Genomic DNA, 21,759 nt, shown 5'->3' on the forward strand with positions numbered 1-21,759 from the left:
TCGAAGCATATTGAGCGGGAGTGCCGGCAACAACGCCCCGATCAGGGTGTGTCGGGATACGGCTGGATGCGTCGCGAACCGCGAACGGCCGCGGAACCGCGGAAACCGTCAATCATGCGATCTGAATGATGCCCTGCGGGCCGATCAGCGCCACGCTGACGAGTGTTCAACCGAATCGCCGGCCGACGCACTCGTCGACGGTGCCGAGCAGGAGGGCAAACGATCATGAGCACTGTTCCACAGCAGACCGGGTGGATCGGATGGATCGGCTTCGCGGCCATCATCCTCATCCTGAACGGTGCGTTCAGCGCCCTTCAGGCGTTCATCGCACTGCTCGGCTCCAACACCTACTACGCGGCCACCGAAGAGGGGCTCTTCCTCTTCGACATCACGGGCTGGGGATGGTGGAACCTCATCATCGGGCTGCTGCTCGTGCTCACGGGTGTCGCGCTCCTCTCGGGTGCGACCTGGGCGAGGGTCGTCGCGATCATCGTCGTCTCCCTGAGCGCACTCGGTCAGCTGCTCCTCATTCCGGCGCAGCCCTGGTGGTCGATCATCGTCATCGGCATCGACATCCTCGTGATCTACGCGATCACCGCCCACGGCCGGGAGCTCGCACAGGCGAACGGCTAGCCGCCACCGAACTCGAGACTGCCGCAGGCACTGGGACCGGGGGGTCCAGTGCCTGCGGCTACGTCGTGCGAGGCGGGTCGTCACACCACCGAGCGCCATAGGCTGAGGGCATGCAGAGGGACACCGAGGGCTTCGGCATCGCCGTCGCGCAGTTCGCGCCGAGCGACGACGCGGCACGCAATCGTGCCGAGATCGAACGGCTCGCCGCGCTCGCCGCATCGCGTGGCGCGGGGCTCGTGGTCTTCCCCGAGTACTCGAGCCACTTCACCCCCGAACCCGGTGAGGGATGGCTCACCGCGGCCGAGTCCCTCGACGGCGCGTTCACGGCCCATCTCGCCGCGGTCGCCGACCGTCTCGGCGTTCATGTCGTGGCCGGCATGATCGAACGGCTCGATCGCGAGGGCGACGCCGCAGACGACCGGCGCGTCGCGAACACCGTCGTCGCGGTCGGGCCCGGCGCGGGCATCGTCGCCACCTATCGCAAGCTGCACCTCTACGACGCCTTCGGGCAGCAGGAGTCGGCGTGGGTCGCCTCCGGGGCGATCGAGGAGCCCGAGACCTTCGAGGCCGGAAGGCTCCGCTTCGGCCTGCAGACCTGCTACGACGCGCGGTTCCCCGAGGTCACCCGGCGCATCGTCGACGCCGGCGCCGACGTCGTGTGCATGCCCGCCGAGTGGGTGCGCGGCCCGCTGAAGGAGGCGCACTGGCGAGTGCTCACGACGGCTCGGGCGCTCGAGAACACGATCTACGTCGCCGCGGCCGACCACGCGCCGCCGATCGGTGCGGGCAACAGCATGATCGTCGATCCGATGGGCGTCGAGCTCGCCACGATCGGCGAGACGACGGATGTCGCGGTCGCCTGGATCTCGAAGCAGCGCATCGATGCCGTGCGCGAGGTGAACCCCGCACTCGCGCTGCGCCGCTTCACCGTCACCCCGCGCTGAGCCGGGCGAGCCGGGCCGAGGCCTCCTCGAGCACCTCGCGCCGCTTGCAGAACGCGAAGCGCACGAGGCTCGCGTAGTCGCCCTGCCGATCGGGGTGCACGAATGCCGTGACGGGCACTCCGACGACGCCCGCGAGACCGGGCAGGGCGCGGCACAGTTCCGCGCCGTCGGCGAACCCGAGCGGCGCGGCATCCGCGATGACGAAGTACCCCGCCTCCGGCAGCGAGAGCGCGAAGCCCGCGGCCTCGAGGCCGGCGGCGAGCACGTCGCGCTTGGCCGCGAGTGCTGTCGCAGCATCCGTGAAGAAGGCGTCGGGCAGGCCGAGCCCGGTCGCGATCGCCGGCTGGAAGGGCGCGCCGTTGACGTAGGTCAGGTACTGCTTCACCGCGAGCACGGCGGTCACGAGCGGTGCGGGCGCGGTGAGCCAGCCGATCTTCCAGCCCGTGGTCGAGAAGGTCTTGCCGCCCGACGAGATCGAGATGGTGCGCGCTCGAGCGCCGGGGAGGGTCGCGATGGGCGTGTGCGGGGCACCGAACACGAGGTGCTCGTAGACCTCGTCGGTCACGATCAGCGCGTCGTGGCGTTCGGCGAGCTCGACGACGAGTGCGAGCGTCTCGGCGTCGAGCACCGCACCCGTGGGGTTGTGCGGCGAGTTCACGAGGATCACGCGGGTGCGGTCGGTCACGGCCGCGCGCACCTCGTCGTGGTCGGGCCGCCAGCCGGAGCCGGAGCCGGAGCCGTTGCCGTTGCCGGCGCCGGAATCGCGCGACCAGTGCAGCGGCACCGTGCGGTGCACCCCGCCGGCGCGGGCGATGATCGCGGCGTAGGCGTCGTAGTACGGCTCGAACGTCACGACCTCGTCACCGGTGTCGACGAAGGCGAGCAGGGTGGCCGCGAGGGCCTCCGTCGCGCCCGCCGTCACGAGCACCTCGGATGCCGCGTCGAGCTCGATGCCGTACCACCGGAGCTGATGGGCGGCGATCGCCTCGCGCAGCACCGGCATGCCGAGCCCGGGCGGGTACTGGTTCACGCCGTCGGCGATCGCCTGCCGTGCGGCCTCGAGCACTTCGGCGGGACCGTCTTCGTCGGGGAAGCCCTGCCCGAGGTTGATGGCGCCGGTGCTCGACGCCAGTGCGCTCATCTCGGCGAAGATCGTCGGGGCGATCGAGCCGTCGGCGGCGAGGAGGCCGGCGCCGGCCGCAGTGCGCTGCCAGGGCGCGAGGCCCGATGCGGGGGAGAAGTCGCTCACGCTCTCACCGTACGCGAGCGGGACTCGCTGATCACTCCCGTTCTCACCGAACGCGAGGGTGCGGCCGGTACGCTGGCGCAGGCAGCGGAGCTCCCCGACCGCATTCGGAGAAATCCCGGCGTGGGGATAGCAGAGTCATAGACTCCGCCGATCGGGCACACAGCTTGCTTCGGGATGCTGGCATCGCTTGGAAGGAGCACACCATGACCGACACCACGAACGGAGCCGCGGGGGAGCCCCGCGAGGACGACGTCACGAAGACGCCCGCGGCCGCCGAGAGCGCTGCGCCCGTCACCCCTGAGACTTCCGCCGCAGTGAACGAGACCGCGGCGCAGAGCGAGACCGCGACGCCGAGCGAGACCCCGACCCCCGAGGTCGAGCCGACGGATGTCGCGGCGCCCGCCGCGCCCGAGACCCCGGCGGCACCTGCCGCCCCGGTCGCCGCACCGGCTGCCCCTGCCGCACCGGTCGCCGCACCGGCGGCCCCCGCAGCACCTGCCGCACCAGCGGCCCCCGCAGCACCTGCCGCACCGGTCGCGCCCGCCGCGACCGGCACGGTCTACGAGCCCGGGCAGGAGCCCCAGCCGTACAGCGCCCCCCAGTACACGAAGCAGCCGGCCCAGCCCGTGGCCGCTGCGCCCGCGCAGCCCGGCCAGGTGCCGCCCGCATTCGGCGGACCCGCAGCGCCGCAGCACCAGACGCAGCCGACCGTGCCGCTCACCGGCCTCCCGGCCGAGGGCGCAGCACCCGCAGCGCCCAAGCAGCGCCGCGTCGGACTCGGCGTCGCTGCTGCGATCGTCGCCGCCGCGCTCATCGGCGGCGCGTCGGGTGCGGGCATCAGCGCCCTGCTCTCGAACGACAACGGCACGCCGTCGAGCGAATCCGCGAACTCCGCGCAGAACATCGTCGTCAACGACACCGACTCGGTGAACCAGATCACCGCCGTGGCCGCGAAGGCGAGCCCGAGCGTGGTCACGATCTCGGTCTCGGGCGGCCAGTCCGGCGGCACCGGTTCGGGCATCATCCTCTCCGAGGACGGCTACGTGCTCACGAACACCCACGTCGTGACGCTCGACGGCGCGACCGGCGACCCGGCCATCCAGGTCAAGACGAACGACGGTCACCTCTACTCGGCCGAGCTCGTCGGCACCGACCCGCTCTCGGACCTCGCGGTCATCAAGCTGGTCGACGCGTCGGGCCTCACGCCGCTCGACTTCGCCGACTCCGACAAGCTCAACGTCGGCGACACGGCGATCGCGATCGGTGCGCCGCTCGGCCTCTCCGGCACCGTCACCAACGGCATCGTGAGCGCGCTCAACCGCTCGATCGACGTGGCCTCCTCGGCTGCGCCGACCACGCCCGACGACTCGCAGGGCGACAGCGGCGACGAGGGCGAGGAGCCCGCCCCCGGCGACGAGGGCAGCCCGTTCGACTTCTTCTTCGACCTGCCCGACCCCGAGGGCGGCGAATCGCAGCAGCAGCCGAGCGCTTCGTCCGGCCAGGTGTCGCTCCCGGTCATCCAGACGGATGCCGCGATCAACCCGGGCAACTCCGGTGGCGCGCTCGTCGACTCCGACGGCAAGCTCATCGGCGTGAACGTCGCGATCCTCTCCACGGGCGGATCCGCGGAGGGCGAGACGGCGGGCAACATCGGCGTCGGCTTCGCCGTGCCGTCGAACCTCGCCAAGCGCATCGCCGACGAGATCATCGAGACCGGTTCGGCCACGCACGGCCTGCTCGGGGCCACGGTGACCTCGGCAGAGGCCGAGGGGTCGAGCGACACCGTCGGTGCGCTGATCTCCGAGGTCCCCGCAGGGGGCGCCGCCGCAGAGGCGGGCCTCGAGTCCGGCGATGTCGTCACCGAGTTCAACGGAGTGCCGATCACCGATCAGACCGACCTCACCGCGCAGGTGCGGGCGCTGCCCGGCGGTGCGAAGGCCGAGCTGACCTTCACCCGCGACGGCGAGTCGCAGACGGTCACCGTGACGCTCGGCACCTTCGAGGGCTGATCGACGACGAAGACCGACCGGCGGGTCCGGGTCCGAACGGACCCGGACCCGCCTTCGTGCGCCCAGCGGTTGCGCGAAGGCGCTGCTGCTAGGCTCGATCGACCCGAGCGACGAGTGAGGAACATGCCCGAGAACCACCCTGAAGCGATGCCCGCATCGCTCCTCGGCGTCTCCTACGTCATGCCGGTGCTGAACGATGCGACGCACGTCCGCGCTGCCGTCGAGTCGATCCTCGCGCAGGACTACACGGGGCCCGTCGAGGTGCTCATCGCGCTCGGCCCGTCGATCGACGGAACGAACGAGCTGGTGGCCGACCTCGCGGCCCGCGACGACCGCGTGCGCGTGCTCGAGAACGAGGTGGGCTCGACGCCCGCCGGGCTCAACATCGGCATCCGCGCGGCGCGGTATCCCGTCGTCGTTCGCGTCGACTCGCACTCGATGCTGCCGCCCGACTACGCGCGCGTCGCCGTCGACGAGCTCGAGCGCACCGGAGCCGACAACGTCGGCGGCATCATGGACGCCCGTGGCGAGACCCCGTTCGAGCAGGCCGTCGCCCTCGCCTACACGACGAAGGTCGGCCTCGGCGGATCCGCATTCCACGTCGGAGGCGAGGCCGGGCCTGCCGACACCGTCTACCTCGGGGTGTTCCGCCGCGACGCGCTCCTGCGCGTCGGCCTGTTCGACGAGACCATCAAGCGCGGCCAGGACTGGGAGCTGAACCGGCGCCTGCGCGAGACCGGGGGCATCGTGTGGTTCACCCCGCGGCTCGCGGTGACCTACCGGCCGCGGTCGACCTTCGACCGCCTCGCCCGGCAGATGTTCTCCACCGGGCTCTGGCGCGGCGAACTCGCACGTCGATTCCCGTCGGCGAACGGCATCCGCTACTTCGTGCCGCCCGCGATGGTGCTGGGCGTCGCACTCGGCCTGATCGTCGGCATCGCCGGCCTCGTGCAGGCCGCGCTCGGCGCGGCGCCCTGGCTGCTCCTCGGCTTCATCGTGCCGGTCGTGTACGTGCTCTTCGTGCTCGCGGCGACGCTCGTGTACGCGAGCGGGCGCGGCGCACGCACGGCGGCATGGTTTCTCGTAGTGTTGCCGTGCATACACGTCTCGTGGGGAGTGGGCTTCGTGCTCGGGTACCTGTCGCTGACGAGCAACATCGCCAGGCACACGGGAAGGTGACACGGATGTCGCAGACCGGTCCGGTCACCACGAGACCCACCAGCATCGCCCAGCTCCGAGAGGTGACCCAGCCGCCCGAAGTGCGCGGCCGCCGCAACGCCGAGCACTGGACGGCATCGCTGTACCTGCGCAAGCTCTCCCCGTACCTCACGTGGATGCTGCTGAAGACCTCGATCTCGGCCAACGGCGTGACCGGGCTCATGATCCTCGTGGGCTGGTCGACCGCCGCAGCGCTCCTGATCCCCGGCATCTGGGGCGCGCTGCTCGCGGTCGTGCTCGGCCAGTTGCAGATGCTCGTCGACTGCTGCGACGGCGAGGTTGCACGCTGGCGTCGCACGTCGTCGCCCGCGGGCGTGTTCCTCGACAAGGTCGGGCACTACACGACCGAGGCGCTCATCCCGCTCGCGCTCGGCATCCGTGCGGCCGCCTACCCGCTCGAGTTCCCGGCCGACTTCCTCTGGACCACGATCGCCGCGCTGCTCGCGCTCGTGATCGTGCTCAACAAGGCGCTCAACGACATGGTTCACGTCGCCCGCGCGAACGCCGGACTCGCGAAGCTCGCCGACACCCACGGCGAGACGGCTCCTCGCGGCGGACTCGTGGCCACGCTCCGCAAAGCCGCGCGCTTCCTGCCGTTCCACCGTCTCTACCACTCCGTCGAGCTCACGCTCATCGCGTTCGCGGCGGCGGTCGTCGGACTGTTCCTCGGGCAGCCGATCACCGACCGCGTGGTGCTCGCGGTGCTGCTGCCGCTCGCCGTGCTCTCCGTGATCGGCCACTTCGTCGCGATCATGTCCTCCCGCCGTGTCCGGTCCTGACGCGCTGCCGGTCGAGCCCGTCGAAACCGGCGACGAGCAGGACTCGGAGGAGCTGGTCTCGACGGGCTCGACCAGCAGTGCGCGTGTCGGCGTCGTCGTGCTCACCATGGGCAAGCGGCCCGACGATCTGGCCCGAGGCATCCGCAGCATCCTCGATCAGCGGGGCGTCGTCGCCGACGTCGTGTGCGTCGGCAACGGCTGGGATCCGGCGACCGCCGAGCCGGCGTTGCCGGCCGGCGTGACGACCCTGCACCTGCCCGAGAACCTCGGCATTCCGGCCGGACGCAACCGCGGAGTGCCGCTCGTGACCGGTGACGCGCTCTTCTTCCTCGACGACGACGCCTTCCTGCCGAGTGAGACCTTCCTTGCCGATGGATGCCGCATGCTCGCCGAGCGCCCCGAGATCGGCCTGATCCAGCCCCGCGTCGTCGATCCGACGGGCCGGGTCTCACCGCGCCGCTGGATCCCGCGCATCCGCAAGGGCGACCCGTCGCATTCGAGCAACGTCTTCTCGTGCTGGGAGGGCGCCGTGCTCATGCCGCGCGCCGTGTTCGATGCGACCGGCGGCTGGGCCGACCCGTTCTTCTACGCGCACGAGGGCATCGAGCTGGCCTGGCGGGTCTGGGACACCGGGCACGTCGCGTGGTACGCCGGCGACCTCGAGGCGGGGCATCCGGTCATCGACCCTGCCCGGCACTCGTACTACTTCCGGCTGAACGCCAGGAACCGGGTCTGGCTCGCACGCCGCAACCTCCCCGCGGTGCTCGTGCCGTTCTACGTCGGCTCATGGACCGCGATCCAGGTGCTGCGCTGGGCGCGGCAGCCGGCGGCGCTGAAGGCGTGGTTCGGCGGATGGCGCGCAGGGTGGCGCGAGCACCCGGGGGAGCGGCGGCCGATGCGCTGGCGTACGATCTGGCGCATGACCCTCGCCGGGCGACCGCCCGTGGTGTGATCTGCAGCGAAGCGGGCGACCCGGCAGCGGATACCGCGAACCGGTAACGATCGGCTCTCGGTGCCGTCGACGCACCGGCTCCGAGGCATCCGCTCAGCCCGACCTCGCTACCCTTGGACGGTGGGATTGAGGAAAGACGCGCGACGCGCCGTCAAGTTGGCCAAGGACATCATGTGGTCCAGACGTGCGCAGCGCTCGCTCGGCGTGAAGCTGGCGGAGCAGGAGCCGCTGGCGCCGCATCGCTTCCGGGTCGGCGTCTACTTCGCCGACGGCAAGGTCAACCTCTACCAGCTGCGCCAGTGGTACGCCCCCCTCGCCGAACTGGCCGAGCGTCACCCGGTGCTGATCCTGAGTCGTGCGTCCGGCGCCGCGCTCACCCTGCTCGACGAGTCGCCGGTGCCCGTCGCCTACGTGCGCCGCGTCGCCGACCTCGAGCGGGTGATCGCCGAGCAGGACCTGCACGTCGTCTTCTACGTCAACCAGAACGCCAAGAACTTCCAGATGATGCGGTACGGCCGCCGCTGGCACGTGTTCATCAACCACGGCGAGTCCGACAAGATGTACATGACCACGAACCAGTTCAAGGCCTACGACTACTCGCTGATCGCGGGCGACGCGGCCAGGGCGCGGCTCGAGAAGGTGCTCTGGGACTACGACTTCGACAAGCGCGCCATCCCCATCGGCCGCCCGCAGGCCGATCACTACCTCGACGGCGCGGCGCTGCCGTACACGCCCGACGACCGCGAGGTCGTGCTCTACGCGCCCACCTGGGAGGGCGACCGCGGCGCCGCCGCATATGGCTCCATCGCGACGCACGGTGTCCCGCTCGTGCAGGGCCTGCTCGCCACCGGCCGTCACCGGGTCATCTATCGGCCGCACCCGAGATCGGGCGTCGTCGATCACGAGTACGGAGCCGCGAACCGCGCAATCATCGCCGCGATCGAGGCGGCGAATGCCGCGGACCCGACCGCGCAGCACATCTACGACGACGGCCCGAAGCTCGGCTGGCAGCTCGCTGCGGCCGATGTCGCGGTCGTCGACATCTCCGCGATGGTCTACGACCGTCTGGCGGCCGGCAAGCCGCTCCTGATCACCCGCCCGTTCAATCCCGATGCGCAGATCGACACGTCCGGTTACCTGCAGGCGTGCGAATGGCTCGAGGTGACCGATTCCGCGTCGATGGTCGCCCGCGTCGACGACGTCGCGCACGACGCGGCGGCGCTCGAGCGGCTCGGCTTCTGGGTCGAGCGCTACTTCGGCGACCCGACTCCCGGGGTCACCACGGCTCGGTTCCACGCGGCCGTCGACCACCTCATGGCGGAGTGGGAGCGGTTCGCCGCCCTGCACGCCGCAGACGGAGACATCGACGAGCGCGACGTGCGCGCCGGCGAGCAGGACGACGAGGAGCTCGAGGCCTAGCTGCTCGGCCGGTCGTCGGCCGCCGCCCGAAGGGTCAGAGCCGTGGATCGCCCTCGTCGTCGCGATGCCGTCGCAGCATCCGGTCGCCCGCGTCGACGTAACCCTCGAAGAGGCCGACGACGGCGCGAAGACGTTCACGCGCGCGTTCGCCCTCGGTGAGCGTCGCTCCCGAGCGCAGCGTGCGGATGAAGGTCCGCGTGCGTTCGTGGCTCGCGGCGAGCAACTGCTCGAATCCACCGATGGCCTCCACGCGGAGGCGCCGGCTCCCGGGTTGCGGGATCGTTCGCGCGAGGCCCCACGACACGAGTTCCCGGACCGCGGTGCTGACCCCGCCGCTGCTGAGGCTCAGCTCCGCTGCGATCGAGTCGAGGGTCTCCGGCTCGGTCCTGAGCAGGAGGAACCCGTACACCCGCCCCGTCGCGCGGGAGAGCTGCCACGATGCGAGGGCATCGCCGATCGACTCGATGAACTCGGCCTGCTCGTCGAGCTCAGGCACGGGGCACCGAGGCGAGCAGGTCGAGCAGCGCGGTCGTCGTGGCTTCTGGCGCATCGAGGGTCACGACATGGCCGGCGCCGGCGATGAGGTGCTCGTCGATGCCCTCGACCTGCGCCCATTCCGGCATCGCCGTCGCGATGTTGCCCGTGCGATCGAGCTCGCCGCGGACGAGGCCGAGGGGAACGGGCACCCGGTAGTCGGGGTCGGGGTCGACGAACGCCACGGTCGCGCGCCAGACGTCGAGGAACGACCGCTTCGGCATGCGCGCGAACATCGCCTCGGTGGTCGCGACGGCGTCGGGTGTGGCCGCCGACGCACGAGCGAGCATGCCGGGCAGTCGCGAGGCGGGGATGAGTGAGAGTGCGGGAGCGGCGAGGCGGAGCGCGGTGCGCTCGCCGCGCGAGAGCGGGCCGGTGTTCCAGGTCGAGTCGGCCACGACGAGGGCGCCGGCGCGGCTCGGATCGCGGCGCACCAGCGCTTGCGCGACGTTGCCGCCGAGGGAATGGCCAACGAGGGCGGGACGATCGAGGCCGAGGTGGTCGAGGAGCGCCGCGAGATCGTCGAGTGCGGCCGCCCCGGTGAAGCGGATGCCGGGGTCGAGGCGGGAACCGCCGTGGCCGCGCTGATCGTAGGCGACGACCTGGTGACCGGCTCGATGCAGGGCGAGTGCCTGCGCCGTGAACATGGAGTGGTCCATTCCGGCGCCGTGGACGAGCACGACCGTTCGTCGGTCGCCGTCGAGCAGCGCGAAGCGGAGCGTCGCCCCCGGCCGCTCGAGAGTTCGATCTAGATTCAGCATATTCTGAATATAACGAACTACTGGGTGCCGGACGACTCCTTCGCGTCGTCGGCGGTCTCCGGGGCCGCCCCGTCGTCGGGGCGTCGAGTGATCGCGCCTCGTGCGGCCCGCCCCGCGGCCTGCCCCGCCGACTGGATGCCGCGGCCCGCGGAGAGCACGGCCCCGCCGACGACGGTGCCCGCGCGCGACAGTCGCGACGCGGCCGAGGTCAGCATGGAGTCGCCCTCGCGCGGCTCGAGGTCGAGCGGCAGCACTTGGGGAGCCTGACCGAACGCCGATCGCGACTGCTTCAGCACCCGCCGGCCGAGCACGCTGTTGCCGATGCCGCCGATCGCGGCACCGATGCCGAACGGGATCGCCTTGCCGATGATGCCGGCGCCGCCGCGCACGGCGAACTGCTTGATGAAGACGTTGCGGAGCTTGTCGACGACGGGCCCCATGACCGCCTTCGGCATGGTGTTCGTGATGAGTTCGCCCCAGTAGACGTTCCGTGCGGCACCGGAGCCCGAGGCCTGCCCGGCGAACTGTCGCACCAGGTCGACGCCTTCGTTGCCGAGCATGAGCGTCATCACGAGGGCACGCGCACGGTCGGGGTTGTCCACGGCGATGCCGTGCACCTCGGCGACCGATTGAGCGAACAGCGCGGTCGCCTCGAGGAAGCCCGCCGTCTCGACGCCCGACAGTGCGAGCGTGACTCCGGTGCCGATGCCCGGGATCACGGCCGTCGCGCCGACGGCGGCGCCTCCGGTCGTGACGGCGGCGAGGTAGCGGCGCTCGAGGATGCGCACGATCTGCTCGGGGCTCGCACCGGGTGAACGACGACGGATGCTGCGCAGATGGGCGACCACGATCGGTCGCTGGATCGCCAGCACGCGGTCGATGCCGCGCTCCATGCCGTGGGCGCGACCCTCGTCGGCGGCGAAGCCCGAGTACGCGGTGCTCCCGGCGCGGTCGGATCCGGGGTCGCCCTCTCGCGGCGCCCCCGAGCCCATCGAGGTGATGGTGTGCACACGGTCTGGCATGAGGTGATTGTAAGCGGCGGAGACGGGAGGCGGCCGTGCGCGGCATCCGTGCGCGGCAGTGGAGCTCTCGGCGCGGTCGTCGATCGAGTCCCGGGCCCGACGGCGAGGTCGTTTTTGCCCCCCAAAGTGAGGGTTTCTCTTGTCGGCGAAGTCGGTAGCGGAGTAGAACAGGCATCGAGCGTGCGACGACCCGACGCGCGCTGGGGTGGCATCGACCCGGGGGGACAATCATGCGTGCCCAGAACGACTCGAACAACTCGTCGCGCTCGCGTGCGAACGGGCACCGCGAACACCCGATTCGCGGCTGGCGACCCGGACTCGCGGTCGTCGCCTCGGTCGGTGCGTGGGCGCTCGCCCTGACCGGCGCGCAGGTCGCGTACGCGGATCCGGTGACCGACTCCGCAGATGTCGCCGAACTCCGCCGGGGCATCGCCGCCCTCGCCGAGGTCGCCCTCGGCGACTACGAGAACGTCGGACCGCTCGCGGCCGCCCTGCCGCTCGCCGACACGGCGCCCGGCGTCGCCGTCGTCCGCCCGGGTGCGGCGATGCAGCTGACGAGCACGTTCGATCTCGGCGTGAAGGCCGAACTGCTCACCCTCGCGCAGCAGGCGACGACCGCCGACTTCATGGCCGGCGTCGACGGGCTCGACGCCGAGATCGCGGGTACGCAACTCGAATTGACGACGGCGAACCTCGTCGATTCCGGAGCCACGCGCGGCTTCGACCTCACGATCCGGGCATCGCGCACCGTCGACTCGCCCCTTGCGATCGTCGACCCCGACGGACCCGGCGGAGAGCCGCTGCGTCTCGTGACCGCCGAGGCCGACCCGGCTCCTTTCGAGCTCTCGTTCGAGTTCAGCGGAACGGTGCGCACCGACCCGCAGGGTGTGCGCTTCTGGCTCGACACCACGGCGGGCGAGCCCACCGTCGAATTCGCCGCCGAGCTCGCGGGAGGGGAGGCATTCGCCTTCCCGGGAGGTGCGGCGGCGATCGGCGTCGGAGACGTCGAGATCCTCGACGGCAGCACCGTGGACGTCTCGGCCGTGTGGTCGGGCACCATCGATGACGTCAACGGCGACGGCCGGCTCGCGATGTTCGAACCGCCGGCATTCGAAGGCGGTGAGGAGACGCCCGGCGAGCTCACCGTGCCCGCCGACCAGCTCACGACCTTCGGCCTCGCCGGCACGGCGACCGCCGACATCCGCTTCGGCTCCGACCTGCTCGGCCTGTCGTCGAGCCCCGCGCCGTCGCTGACCATGGACGCCGACCTCGCGCAGGTGCCCGAACCGCTCGCCGAACTCGTCGCGAGCGACGGCGACCTCGCCGCGTTCGAGGCGTTCACGCGGCTGGGACCGGTGGACCTCGTCTCCGGCATCGTCCAGTACGGCACCCTGCTTCGGGCACTGCAACGGCACGAGAACGTCGATGCCGCGCTGCCGCTCGCGAGCGGCACGCTGAGCGAGCTCTACGATCTCGGCGGCGAATTCGCGAAGCTCGCCGAGGACCTCATCGAGGTCCACCCCGACCCCGACCCCGATCCCGCGGACCCGCAGCCCGTGATCGACGTCGGCATCTCGACGGTCGGCGACCTCGCCGACCGGATCGAGAGCGACATCCCGGGTGCGCCCGCGGTGATCACCCCGGTCTACGACCGCGACGATGCAGAGGTGCGGCTCGACTTCACGATCCACACCGGACTCGACGGCGACGCCGATGTGCCACCGGTCCTCGACGACCAGCCCGTCGACGACACGCCACCGCCCGGACAGACGGCGTTCGGCGACCAACTCCTCGACGACACCGGCCTGCGCGGCGTCGCGGCGAGCGGCGATCCGGTCGCGGTCGAGACGGATGTCGCGGTCGACATCGACCTGCCCATGCTGATCGACCTCGGCGAGGCAGCACCTGCACCCGACAAGGGCGCCACCGCCGTCGTCGAGTTCGAGTCGCCGATGGTCTACGAGCGTTTCGGCACCGAGCTCATCGACGGGGCGGAGCTGCGCATCACCGAGGTGGCGTCGGCGAACGTGCACGGCGAGGGCCAGCTCGGGTTCGTGCCCGCGACGATCGGCGGCACGTGGAAGCTCCTCCAGGACGGCACGGAGCCGACGACCCGGGCGGACGTGGATCCCGCCGCCGGCAACACGGCGACGCCTCGCATCGTCGACCTGCTCGCGGGGCTCTACGAACGCGAGGGGCAGCCGCCCGCGTACCCTGTCGACGACGCCGACCGTCGTGCCGTGATCGACGCGGACTACACGGTCGACGGGCACGGCCACGATCTCGCCCAGCACCTCACCGAGGCGCCGGGCACCTTCACCGTCGACGGCGCAGTGTTCGCCGACACGGACCCCACGGTGGCGCTCGGCAACGACGAGATGACCCTGTTGCGGGCACTCAACATCGACACCGACGAACCCGACGTGCTGCTCGGCCGAGCGCTCGACGGGATCGGCGCGGTGGTCGACCAGCTCGACTCCATCGACAGCCTGGTCGGCGGTGAGACGGTGCCGTTCCTGAACCGCGGCGTCGAGAGCATTCTGCGCGAGGCGACCGACCTTCGCCAGCACTACAACGACTTCCGGAGCGGCCTGCTGCCGACCGACCTCGGCAAGCTCGAGACCGGGCTCGAGACCGCACTCGGGCTGGGCGTCACGTTCCGGCTGCGCGACCTCGACGGCGGCGGCAGCGTGGAACCCGCGCTGATCGCGGCGTTCGACGGCACGCGAACCGAGGAAGCCGACGTGCCGATGTCACTCATCGACGCGTCACTGCCCGCGATCGCCGGCACGGAGGGTGAGGGCAAGCTGCACGCCGCGCTGCAGGCGAAGCTCGACCTCGGGCTCGTCGTCGGCCTCGACGCCGATGCGGCCGCGGCACCGCCCCGTCTCCTCGACTCGAGCCGGGTGAGCGTGACGGCCGAGGTCACCGAGCAGCCGCCGGGCTCGGTCCAACTCGGCGTGCACCTCGGGCCGTTCTCCGCACAGCTCGGCGACGCGACCAACCAGACCGGCCGCATCGCGGTCGGCGTGCGCTTCGCACTCGAGCGCACTGGTGCGCCGCTGCCGGGCGATCCCGCCGAGACGCCGCTCGCGCTCGACGACTTCTTCGACGGCGACTTCACGGCCGACGCGACCTCGCCCGCAGCTGGCGGAACGTACTCGTGCGCTGCGCCGGGCCAGACCCCCGTGGAGGGAACGTTCGCATGCGCCGCGCTGCCGGTGCTGGTCGATGTCGGATCGGGACCGGCGCTGCCGAGCGGTGCACCCGCGAACGCCCCGACGGCGGACGACTACCTCACGGTGTCGTACGACGACCTGGCCGCTGCACCGGATGTCTCCGCGCCCGCAGCGCTCGCGAGCATCCTCGACTCGGCGAGCTTCAGCTTCGACAGCTTCGGCGAGGGCCTGCAATCGATCAGCAAGCTGCTCGGGCTCGCGATCGACGCGAGCAAGGCCGGCGGCGACCTTCCGGTCGTCGGCAAGGACCTCACCAAGCTCGCCGACGGTCTCGTCGACGTGAAGGCGTTCCTCGACGACCCGCAGATCCCGGGGCTGCCGGACGCCGACGTGAATGCCGCCGTCTACGGCGCCGGCGGCATCCGCGAGGTGCTCGCGCAGAAGCTCATCACCGCCGGCGTGCTGCGTGACAGCGAGTACCAGGCGGTCGGCGCCGTCCCGGGCGATGCCGACGGTGTTCCGAGCGCCACCGACGTCCGAGTCGTCGCGATCTGCAACGACGGGGGCACGGAAGCGCTCTGCGACGGCAGCGAACAGCTGACCTTCCTCGTCGACCTGCGATTCGAGCTCGAACTCGGTCAGGGCGCGCGCGCGTTGACCGGCGGCTGCCCGGTCGACGATGACACGGCGTGCCCTGGAGTCTCGGACATCCCGCTCGAGCTCGGACTGCCCGGACTGCCCGTCTCGCTCACCGGCAGCGTGACCGCGAGTGCGGGGTGGACCGTCGAGCTCGGCTTCGGCGTCTCTCGGAACGACGGGTTCTACCTCCTCGACAACCCGGTGCCGGGCACCGGCGTCGCCGACCCCGAGACATCGGGCGGGCTCGAGGAGATCCGGGTGAACGTGGGCGCGAACCTCACCGCCGGCGAATCCATCGACGGGCGCATCGGGTTCATCGGCATGGAGGCCACCGACAACAGCACCGATCCGGACGCACCCAGCGGCGCGCGGCTGAGCGCGCAACTCGGCCTCGATACATCCGGATGCCAGAACCTCGACGTGGCCACGTACGGATCCGGCGTCGCGGGCGCGCACTGCACGAGCGTGATCCCGATCAGTTCGTTCCTCTCTGGCGACATCGGCGACCTGCTCACCGAGCCGCGTATCGAGGGCGGCATCGACCTCGATCTCCACATCGACACCGGCATCGCGACGGGCGGCAACGTCAACACGACCCTCCCGACCTTCGAGCTCGATTTCGGACTCGCCTGGGCGTTCGACGGCAGCGGGGCCGGGGATCTCGAGCTCGAGCTGCGCGACATCGGCGTCGCGCCCGGGGAGATGTTCACCAAGCTGTTCGGCGAGGTGCTGCGCACGCTCGACCCGATCCTCGCGCCGACGAAACCGGTGCGCGAGTTCCTCTTCTCGCCGATTCCGGTGATCAGCGACCTGTCGGAGTACTTCGGCGGCGACCCGGTCACGATGGTCACCCTCGCGAAGGCGCTCGGCGTCGTCGACGTCTCGCTGCTCGAGGACGTCGACCAGCTCTTCGACTTCCTCGAGATGGTCGAGGGGCTCGCCGACGGCTCGCCGTTCACGCTCGTCGACAAGCTCGAACTCTCGCCCGAGACCGCGCGCGGCGCACCGCTCACCCAGGATCAGGCGCTCACCGCGGTGAAGGGCTCGGCGGCGATGACCGGCAACCCCGAGGCGGCCGTCGGCACCGCACTGGGCGGATCCTCCGACGACTTCGACAAGCTGCGGCAGAAGGGGGCGCCGAAGAGCGAATCGGACTTCTCGTTCCCGATGTTCGACGACCCGACCTGCCTGGTCGGCCTGCTCCTCGGCAAGGACTGCGCGGTGGTCGAATGGCGACCTGACGCGCTCGCTGTGCACATGGAGTACACGCAGAGCTTCGGACCGTTCTTCGGCGTGCTGTACATCACGATCGGCGGCGCCCTCGACGCGAAGGCCCAGGTCGGCGGAGGCGTCTCCACCCGCGGTGTCCGGATGCTCGCCGAATCGATCATCGGCGGCGAGGTCGACAGTCCGCTCGACGCCGCAACCAAGGCGGGCAGCGCGTTCCTGCAGAGCCTGTATCTCACCGACCTCGATGCCGAGGGCAAGGACGTCTCGGAATTCGAGATCTCGGGCACCATCACGGCCGGAGCGAAGCTCGACATCTTCATCGCGGAAGCCGGCGTGAAGGGCGGCATCACCGCCACCTTCGGGCTCAACCTCAACGACACGCCCGAGGCAGACGGCCGGATGCACATCGACGAGATCGTCGCGAAGTTCAAGACGCCGATCTGCCTCTTCGACATCGAGGGCAAGCTCATCGCCTTCCTCGAGGTCTACGCGGAGTTCGGGCCGTGCCCGTTCTGCTACTCCGACAGCTGGCGGCTCGCCGAGGTGACCCTCTTCGAGTTCTCGTCATCGTGCGCGAACCAGACTCCGGTGCTCGCGGCCGAGGAGGGCGGCTGGGTGGTGCTGAACGTCGGCTCACGCGCCGTTGACCGCGGCGCGTTCATGGACGTCGAGAACGAGTCGTTCACGGTGCATCAGCTGAGCGAGACGCCGCAGGCGGGCGTCTACGAGTTCAGCATCAGCGCGTTCGGCTACACGGAGACCAGGAAGGGCGCCGGCGTGCGCATCATCGATGCACTCGACGGCAACGACTCGTTCCTGTTCAACGGCTCGGGAGCCGGCGCGAAGCCCGGTGACCTGAACCCCGAGGCATCCGACCCGCCCGATGCCGGCGAATGGGCCTTCACCGCGCCCGTCGATGCGAAGACCCTCGGCGTCGGCGACGACCGGATCATCACCGGTGCCGGCGACGACACCGTCAACGGCGGTGACGGGGCCGACACGATCAACGTGGGCGATGGAACCAACACCGCCTCAGGCGACGCCGACGACGGCTCGGGCAGCGGTCGCGACACCGTGACCGGCGGCGAGGGCGTCGACACCCTGCGCGGCGGCGGCGACAACGACAACATCGACGGCGGACTCGGCGGCGACACGCTCCGCGGAGACGGCGGCAATGACACGCTCCGCGGCGGCAAGGACAAGCTCTCGGTGCCGCCCGGTGTGACTCCGCCGCTGGACAAGCCGAACAAGCTCGACGTCGCCGACCTCATCATCGGCGGTCCGGATGCCGACACGTTGCTCGGCGGCAACGGCGGAGACCGCCTCTTCGGCGACGACACTCCCGACGCGACACCCTGGGACGACCCCGTCGAGGCCGAAGGGGCCGCGGCCCCCGGCACCGACGGCGTGGACCGCATCGAAGGCGAGGCCGGTGCCGACGTGATCTTCGGTGGCGGAGCGGCCGATGAGCTGTTCGGCGGATTCCGGCTCGTCGCGTCGGGCGTCGACCCCGACGCCGACAAGATCCAAGGCGGCGACGGCGCCGACCAGGTGTTCGGCTCGAACGGCGCCGACCTGCTCTACGGCGGCCGGGGCGGGGACTCCATCGCGGGCGAGGCGGGCGCCGATGAGGTGCACGGCCAGTCCGACGACGACCCGGCGGTCGGCGGCGGCGCCGACGGGGACAAGCTGTGGGGCGGCCCCGGTGCCGACACGATCACCGGTGACGGCGGCGACGACGAACTCGTCGGCGACGGCGACGGCGCCGACGAGACGACGATGGGCGGCGACACCGCAGCCGGCGGCGACGGCGACGACGTCGTGCTCGGTGACAACGGCACCATCGACGGTGCGCCCGGGGCGCGGGTCGCGCACCCGAGCGAGACCGCGGGCGCCGGTGACCCGAGGCTCGCCGGCGACGGCGGTGCCGACCGGATCTACGGTGAAGGCGGTGCCGACTTCGCGTACGGCGGCGCGGATCGCGACCTCGTGCACGGCAACGGCGGCGGCGACCAGCTGAACGGCGAGACCGGCGACGACGAGGTCTGGGGCGACGCCGACGCCGACTTCGGCTTCGGCGGACCGGGCGACGATGTGGTGTTCGGCAACGCGGGCAGCGACCAGTTGCACGGCCAGGAGGGCATCGACCTCATCGTCGGCGGCCACGACGGCCTGACCGGTGCCGACGTCGGCGACACCATGTACGGCGGGCCCGACGACGACCGGGCGTTCGGCGACGACGTCGAGATCGACATCGTCGGCACGCTCGACGCGCTCGACGACGTGACGATCACCCCCTCGGCGGACTCGAACACCTACGGACCCGACACCGGTGACGGCGGCACGGGCTCCGATGAGTTCCACGGTCAGGACGCTGTCGACACCCTGTACGGCGCTGAGGACTACGACCAGCTGTTCGGCGAGCTCGACGGCGACGTACTGGTCGGCGGCGCCGGGCCCGACGACATCGTCGGCGACCGCGGCGTCATGTCGCCGGTCGCTCGAGCGGTGACACCGCCCGACGGCGGATGGGACCCCCGCACCCCGAACGGCTCGCCCGAGGTCGACATCGAGCTCGTCGCACCGGCGACCGGCGGCGGCGACCTCATCTGGGGCGACTTCGACACCGTCGACGCCCCATGGTCGACGGGCGGCGACGACCGCGCCTTCGGCGGCAACGCCGTCGACACGCTGCGCGGCGGCCCGCACGACGACCACCTCGAGGGCAACGGCGGACAGGACCGGATCTTCGGCTTCAAGGAGGGCTCCGACCACTCGAGCGACGGTGCCGACGACCTCATCGGCGGTTCCTCGCCGGTGAATCCGCAGGCCGACCCCGACGGCGCGAACCTCGCACCCGACGAGGGCGAGATCGAGATGCAGGGCAACGGCGAAGACGACGTCATGACCGGCGACAATGCCGTGCTGACGCGCGAGCCCGACCCCGACGACCCCGATGTCTGGCGCACCGACCCCGTGACCGGCGGCGTGTTCCGCGAGGTCGAGCTGCTCGACACCGAGAAGACCGGAGCGAGCCTCGACACCGTCTCGGGCGGTGACTTCATGCTCGGCAACGACGAGAACGACCGGATGCTCGGCGAGGGCGGCAACGACCTCGTGCAGGGCAACGCGCACGACGATCTCATCGAAGGCGACCAGGACGGCGACTGGCTCGAGGGCAACGACGACGAGGACGACCTCATCGGCGGCTCCTCGTTCCCCGACCAGCCCGACTCGGGCGACGTGTTGTGGGGCGGCGGCGGCGCCGACGTGGCCACGGGCGACAACGCGTGCATCGTGCGCGACGTGCCTGGCGTCGAGTTCGACCCGAGCTCCTGCCCGGCGCTCGACACTCCGGCACCCGCTGACTTCCACTACGTGACGAGTCAGCTCGGCGTCGAGACGCGACGGGGTCTGGTCTCCCACGACCTCGACGGATCGGTCGCGAGCGAGTTCGGCCGCGACATCGTCAACGGCGGCTCGGGCGTCGACGCCGAGTTCGGGCAGGACGGCAACGACTTCCTGTTCGGCGACGGCGGCGCCGACTTCCAGCACGGCAACGGCGGCGCCGACGTCGTCGTCGGCGACCGGCCGTTCGACCTGTACGGCGGCATCGTCCTTCCGCCGGAGGTCGGTGGAGTGCTGCCCGCGATCGTGTCGCCGCCTGCTGGCCTGCCCGGCACCCCGAGCGTCGGAGCCGACCTCGTCGGCCCGCCCGAGGCGGACGGCCAGGACGACCAGTTCGGCGGCTCGAACCTCTCGGGTCACCGGGATTCGGGCGACTGGCTCTTCGGCGACGGTGAAGCGGACTTCCAGCTCGGCGACAACGGCGAGCTGAACCGCACCGTCGAAGGCGAGGGGTCGGATGCCGCGTACGCCGTGTACGAGGAGCGCTACCCCGACAACGAGCCGCCAGCCGACGGCTCGGCCGTCATCGAGCGCGACGTCACCCGGTACGACGTCGGGGCGCCGGCGGGGGCGGGCGTCTGGGGCGCCGACCTCATCTTCGGCGGCAACGGCACGAACCCGTTGATCTCCGCGGGAGCGGGCGACGGCGACGACACCCAGTGGGGTCAGGACGGAGACGACCGGCTCTTCGGAGAGGACGGCGACGACGACCAGTTCGGCGAGCTCGGTGCCGACACGATGTGGGGCGGCGACGGCGAGGACGCCATGGTGGGCGACCGCGGCGGTGTGCAGACCCGCTTCGTCGAGGCAGATGGCAGCGATCCGGATGACCCGGACATCCTCACCCACACGAGCCAGGGTCCTCCCGGCATCAACCTCGGCGGGCCCGACTCGGGCGCTCAGGACGCGGTGCTGCACCCGTTCGAGGCGCACGCGCTCTACCGCGGCACCTCGCTCACCCATGACCGGGACGGTTCGGTGCTCGCCTCGAACGGGCACGAGGCAGGCGGTGCCGACCGCATGCGCGGCGGCCCCGGGCACGACTCGATGCACGGGGCCGAGGGTGCCGACCTCATGAACGGCGACTCCGGCGGCGACTACGCCTACGGCGACGACGGTGCCGACGTCATGTGGGGCGGGCGAGGCAACCCGGCGATCGGCACGCCCGATCTCCCGGGCCGGAACGCCCCCGGTGCGAACGGGCAGTGGATCGACGTCTTGTTCGGCGGCCACGGCGCGAACGCGACCGAGGCGGGCGCCGACATCATCGACTACCAGCCGCGTCCGGGCGTCGACCCGGCGGTGTGGGGCACGATGGTGGCGGCCTACGCCGACACCGCACCCGAGAACACCGGCGCCGAGACGCGGCAGCACCACCACGGCACCGACTGGCAGTACGGCGGCTGGGATCGCGACGTGCTGCAGGCGGATGTCTCGGGCAACGGTCCGAACGACGGCGACAAGCTGCTCGACTGGGGCGGTGCGTACAACCTGTACACCGCGTGCAACTCGGCGTACGGCGGGTGGAACGACGTGCGCAAGATCGACCCGAACAACCTGCTCGGGCTCGAGAAGCTCGCCTACGTGACGGGCGCCCGCTCCGACTTCGACGGTGCGCCGACGCTCGGCGATGTGCAGGCGTCCGGCGGCTCCGCATATCGGGAGGCGGCGATCGTCTACACGAACGATCTGAAGAACAACACGGGCAAGGCGTTCTCGGGCACGCCCGGCCACTTCGAGAACTTCATCTGCACGAGCGACTGAGGGGCGGTGCGGATGTCGC

General features: G+C 71.1%; 12 protein-coding genes. 8 read left to right on the top strand and 4 right to left on the bottom strand.

What is annotated here, in order from left to right; translation table 11 throughout:
* Positions 1 to 225 precede the first annotated feature (225 nt).
* Both BJY17_RS00150 and BJY17_RS00155 read left to right on the top strand, forming a co-directional pair.
* Positions 226 to 633: a DUF7144 family membrane protein gene (locus BJY17_RS00150; RefSeq protein ID WP_179549583.1), complete on the top strand. Its 408-nt coding sequence runs from the start codon at positions 226 to 228 to the stop codon at positions 631 to 633.
* A gap of 110 nt (positions 634 to 743) precedes the next feature.
* On the top strand, positions 744 to 1,577 hold the full coding sequence (locus tag BJY17_RS00155; RefSeq protein WP_179549584.1) for a carbon-nitrogen hydrolase family protein: 834 nt from the start codon (positions 744 to 746) through the stop codon (positions 1,575 to 1,577).
* On the opposite strand, the gene BJY17_RS00160 is transcribed toward BJY17_RS00155, so the two are convergent.
* A complete protein-coding gene (locus tag BJY17_RS00160; RefSeq protein WP_322789704.1) occupies positions 1,564 to 2,826 on the bottom strand; it encodes an aminotransferase class I/II-fold pyridoxal phosphate-dependent enzyme in 1,263 nt (420 codons plus the stop codon). The genes BJY17_RS00155 and BJY17_RS00160 overlap by 14 nt on opposite strands.
* A gap of 203 nt (positions 2,827 to 3,029) precedes the next feature.
* On the opposite strand from BJY17_RS00160, the gene BJY17_RS00165 reads away from it, so the two are divergent.
* The 5 genes from BJY17_RS00165 (at position 3,030) to BJY17_RS00185 (ending at position 9,203) form a co-directional block, all read left to right on the top strand.
* On the top strand, positions 3,030 to 4,835 hold the full coding sequence (locus tag BJY17_RS00165; protein WP_179549585.1) for a S1C family serine protease: 1,806 nt from the start codon (positions 3,030 to 3,032) through the stop codon (positions 4,833 to 4,835).
* A gap of 147 nt (positions 4,836 to 4,982) precedes the next feature.
* The gene (locus BJY17_RS00170) at positions 4,983 to 6,014 is read left to right on the top strand and encodes a glycosyltransferase family 2 protein (RefSeq protein WP_246303624.1); all 1,032 of its coding nucleotides are present in this window, start codon (positions 4,983 to 4,985) and stop codon (positions 6,012 to 6,014) included.
* 5 nt (positions 6,015 to 6,019) lie between these two features.
* Complete coding sequence (locus BJY17_RS00175) at positions 6,020 to 6,832, top strand: CDP-alcohol phosphatidyltransferase family protein (protein WP_179549587.1); 813 nt, start codon at positions 6,020 to 6,022, stop codon at positions 6,830 to 6,832.
* Positions 6,833 to 6,938: 106 nt separating this feature from the next.
* The gene (locus BJY17_RS00180) at positions 6,939 to 7,784 is read left to right on the top strand and encodes a glycosyltransferase family 2 protein (protein ID WP_179552634.1); all 846 of its coding nucleotides are present in this window, start codon (positions 6,939 to 6,941) and stop codon (positions 7,782 to 7,784) included.
* 120 nt (positions 7,785 to 7,904) lie between these two features.
* On the top strand, positions 7,905 to 9,203 hold the full coding sequence (locus BJY17_RS00185) for a hypothetical protein (RefSeq protein WP_179549588.1): 1,299 nt from the start codon (positions 7,905 to 7,907) through the stop codon (positions 9,201 to 9,203).
* 34 nt (positions 9,204 to 9,237) lie between these two features.
* On the opposite strand, the gene BJY17_RS00190 is transcribed toward BJY17_RS00185, so the two are convergent.
* Genes BJY17_RS00190 through BJY17_RS00200 form a run of 3 tightly spaced genes read right to left on the bottom strand, consistent with a single transcriptional unit; the run spans position 9,238 to position 11,520 of the window.
* Positions 9,238 to 9,699, bottom strand: coding sequence for a GbsR/MarR family transcriptional regulator (locus BJY17_RS00190; protein WP_179549589.1), 462 nt, complete (start codon positions 9,697 to 9,699; stop codon positions 9,238 to 9,240).
* On the bottom strand, positions 9,692 to 10,498 hold the full coding sequence (locus BJY17_RS00195) for an alpha/beta fold hydrolase (RefSeq protein WP_179549590.1): 807 nt from the start codon (positions 10,496 to 10,498) through the stop codon (positions 9,692 to 9,694). Before BJY17_RS00195 ends, BJY17_RS00190 begins: the two co-directional genes overlap by 8 nt.
* A 17-nt stretch (positions 10,499 to 10,515) precedes the next feature.
* Complete coding sequence (locus tag BJY17_RS00200; RefSeq protein WP_179549591.1) at positions 10,516 to 11,520, bottom strand: hypothetical protein; 1,005 nt, start codon at positions 11,518 to 11,520, stop codon at positions 10,516 to 10,518.
* Positions 11,521 to 11,750: 230 nt separating this feature from the next.
* On the opposite strand from BJY17_RS00200, the gene BJY17_RS00205 reads away from it, so the two are divergent.
* Positions 11,751 to 21,740, top strand: a complete 9,990-nt coding sequence (locus BJY17_RS00205) for a calcium-binding protein (protein ID WP_179549592.1) — start codon at positions 11,751 to 11,753, stop codon at positions 21,738 to 21,740.
* Positions 21,741 to 21,759: the final 19 nt, after the last annotated feature.

Origin of the sequence: Agromyces hippuratus (assembly GCF_013410355.1) — a bacterium.
GTDB lineage: Bacteria > Actinomycetota > Actinomycetes > Actinomycetales > Microbacteriaceae > Agromyces > Agromyces hippuratus.

Bases quoted from the DNA above. Each gene is read 5' to 3' on its own strand.
- BJY17_RS00150 (WP_179549583.1), top strand. From the start codon at position 226: ATGAGCACTGTTCCACAGCAGACCGGGTGGATCGGATGGATCGGCTTC.
- BJY17_RS00155 (WP_179549584.1), top strand. From the start codon at position 744: ATGCAGAGGGACACCGAGGGCTTCGGCATCGCCGTCGCGCAGTTCGCG.
- BJY17_RS00165 (WP_179549585.1), top strand. From the start codon at position 3,030: ATGACCGACACCACGAACGGAGCCGCGGGGGAGCCCCGCGAGGACGAC.
- BJY17_RS00170 (WP_246303624.1), top strand. From the start codon at position 4,983: ATGCCCGCATCGCTCCTCGGCGTCTCCTACGTCATGCCGGTGCTGAAC.
- BJY17_RS00175 (WP_179549587.1), top strand. From the start codon at position 6,020: ATGTCGCAGACCGGTCCGGTCACCACGAGACCCACCAGCATCGCCCAG.
- BJY17_RS00180 (WP_179552634.1), top strand. From the start codon at position 6,939: ATGGGCAAGCGGCCCGACGATCTGGCCCGAGGCATCCGCAGCATCCTC.
- BJY17_RS00195 (WP_179549590.1), bottom strand. From the start codon at position 10,498: ATGCTGAATCTAGATCGAACTCTCGAGCGGCCGGGGGCGACGCTCCGC.
- BJY17_RS00200 (WP_179549591.1), bottom strand. From the start codon at position 11,520: ATGCCAGACCGTGTGCACACCATCACCTCGATGGGCTCGGGGGCGCCG.
- BJY17_RS00205 (WP_179549592.1), top strand. From the start codon at position 11,751: ATGCGTGCCCAGAACGACTCGAACAACTCGTCGCGCTCGCGTGCGAAC.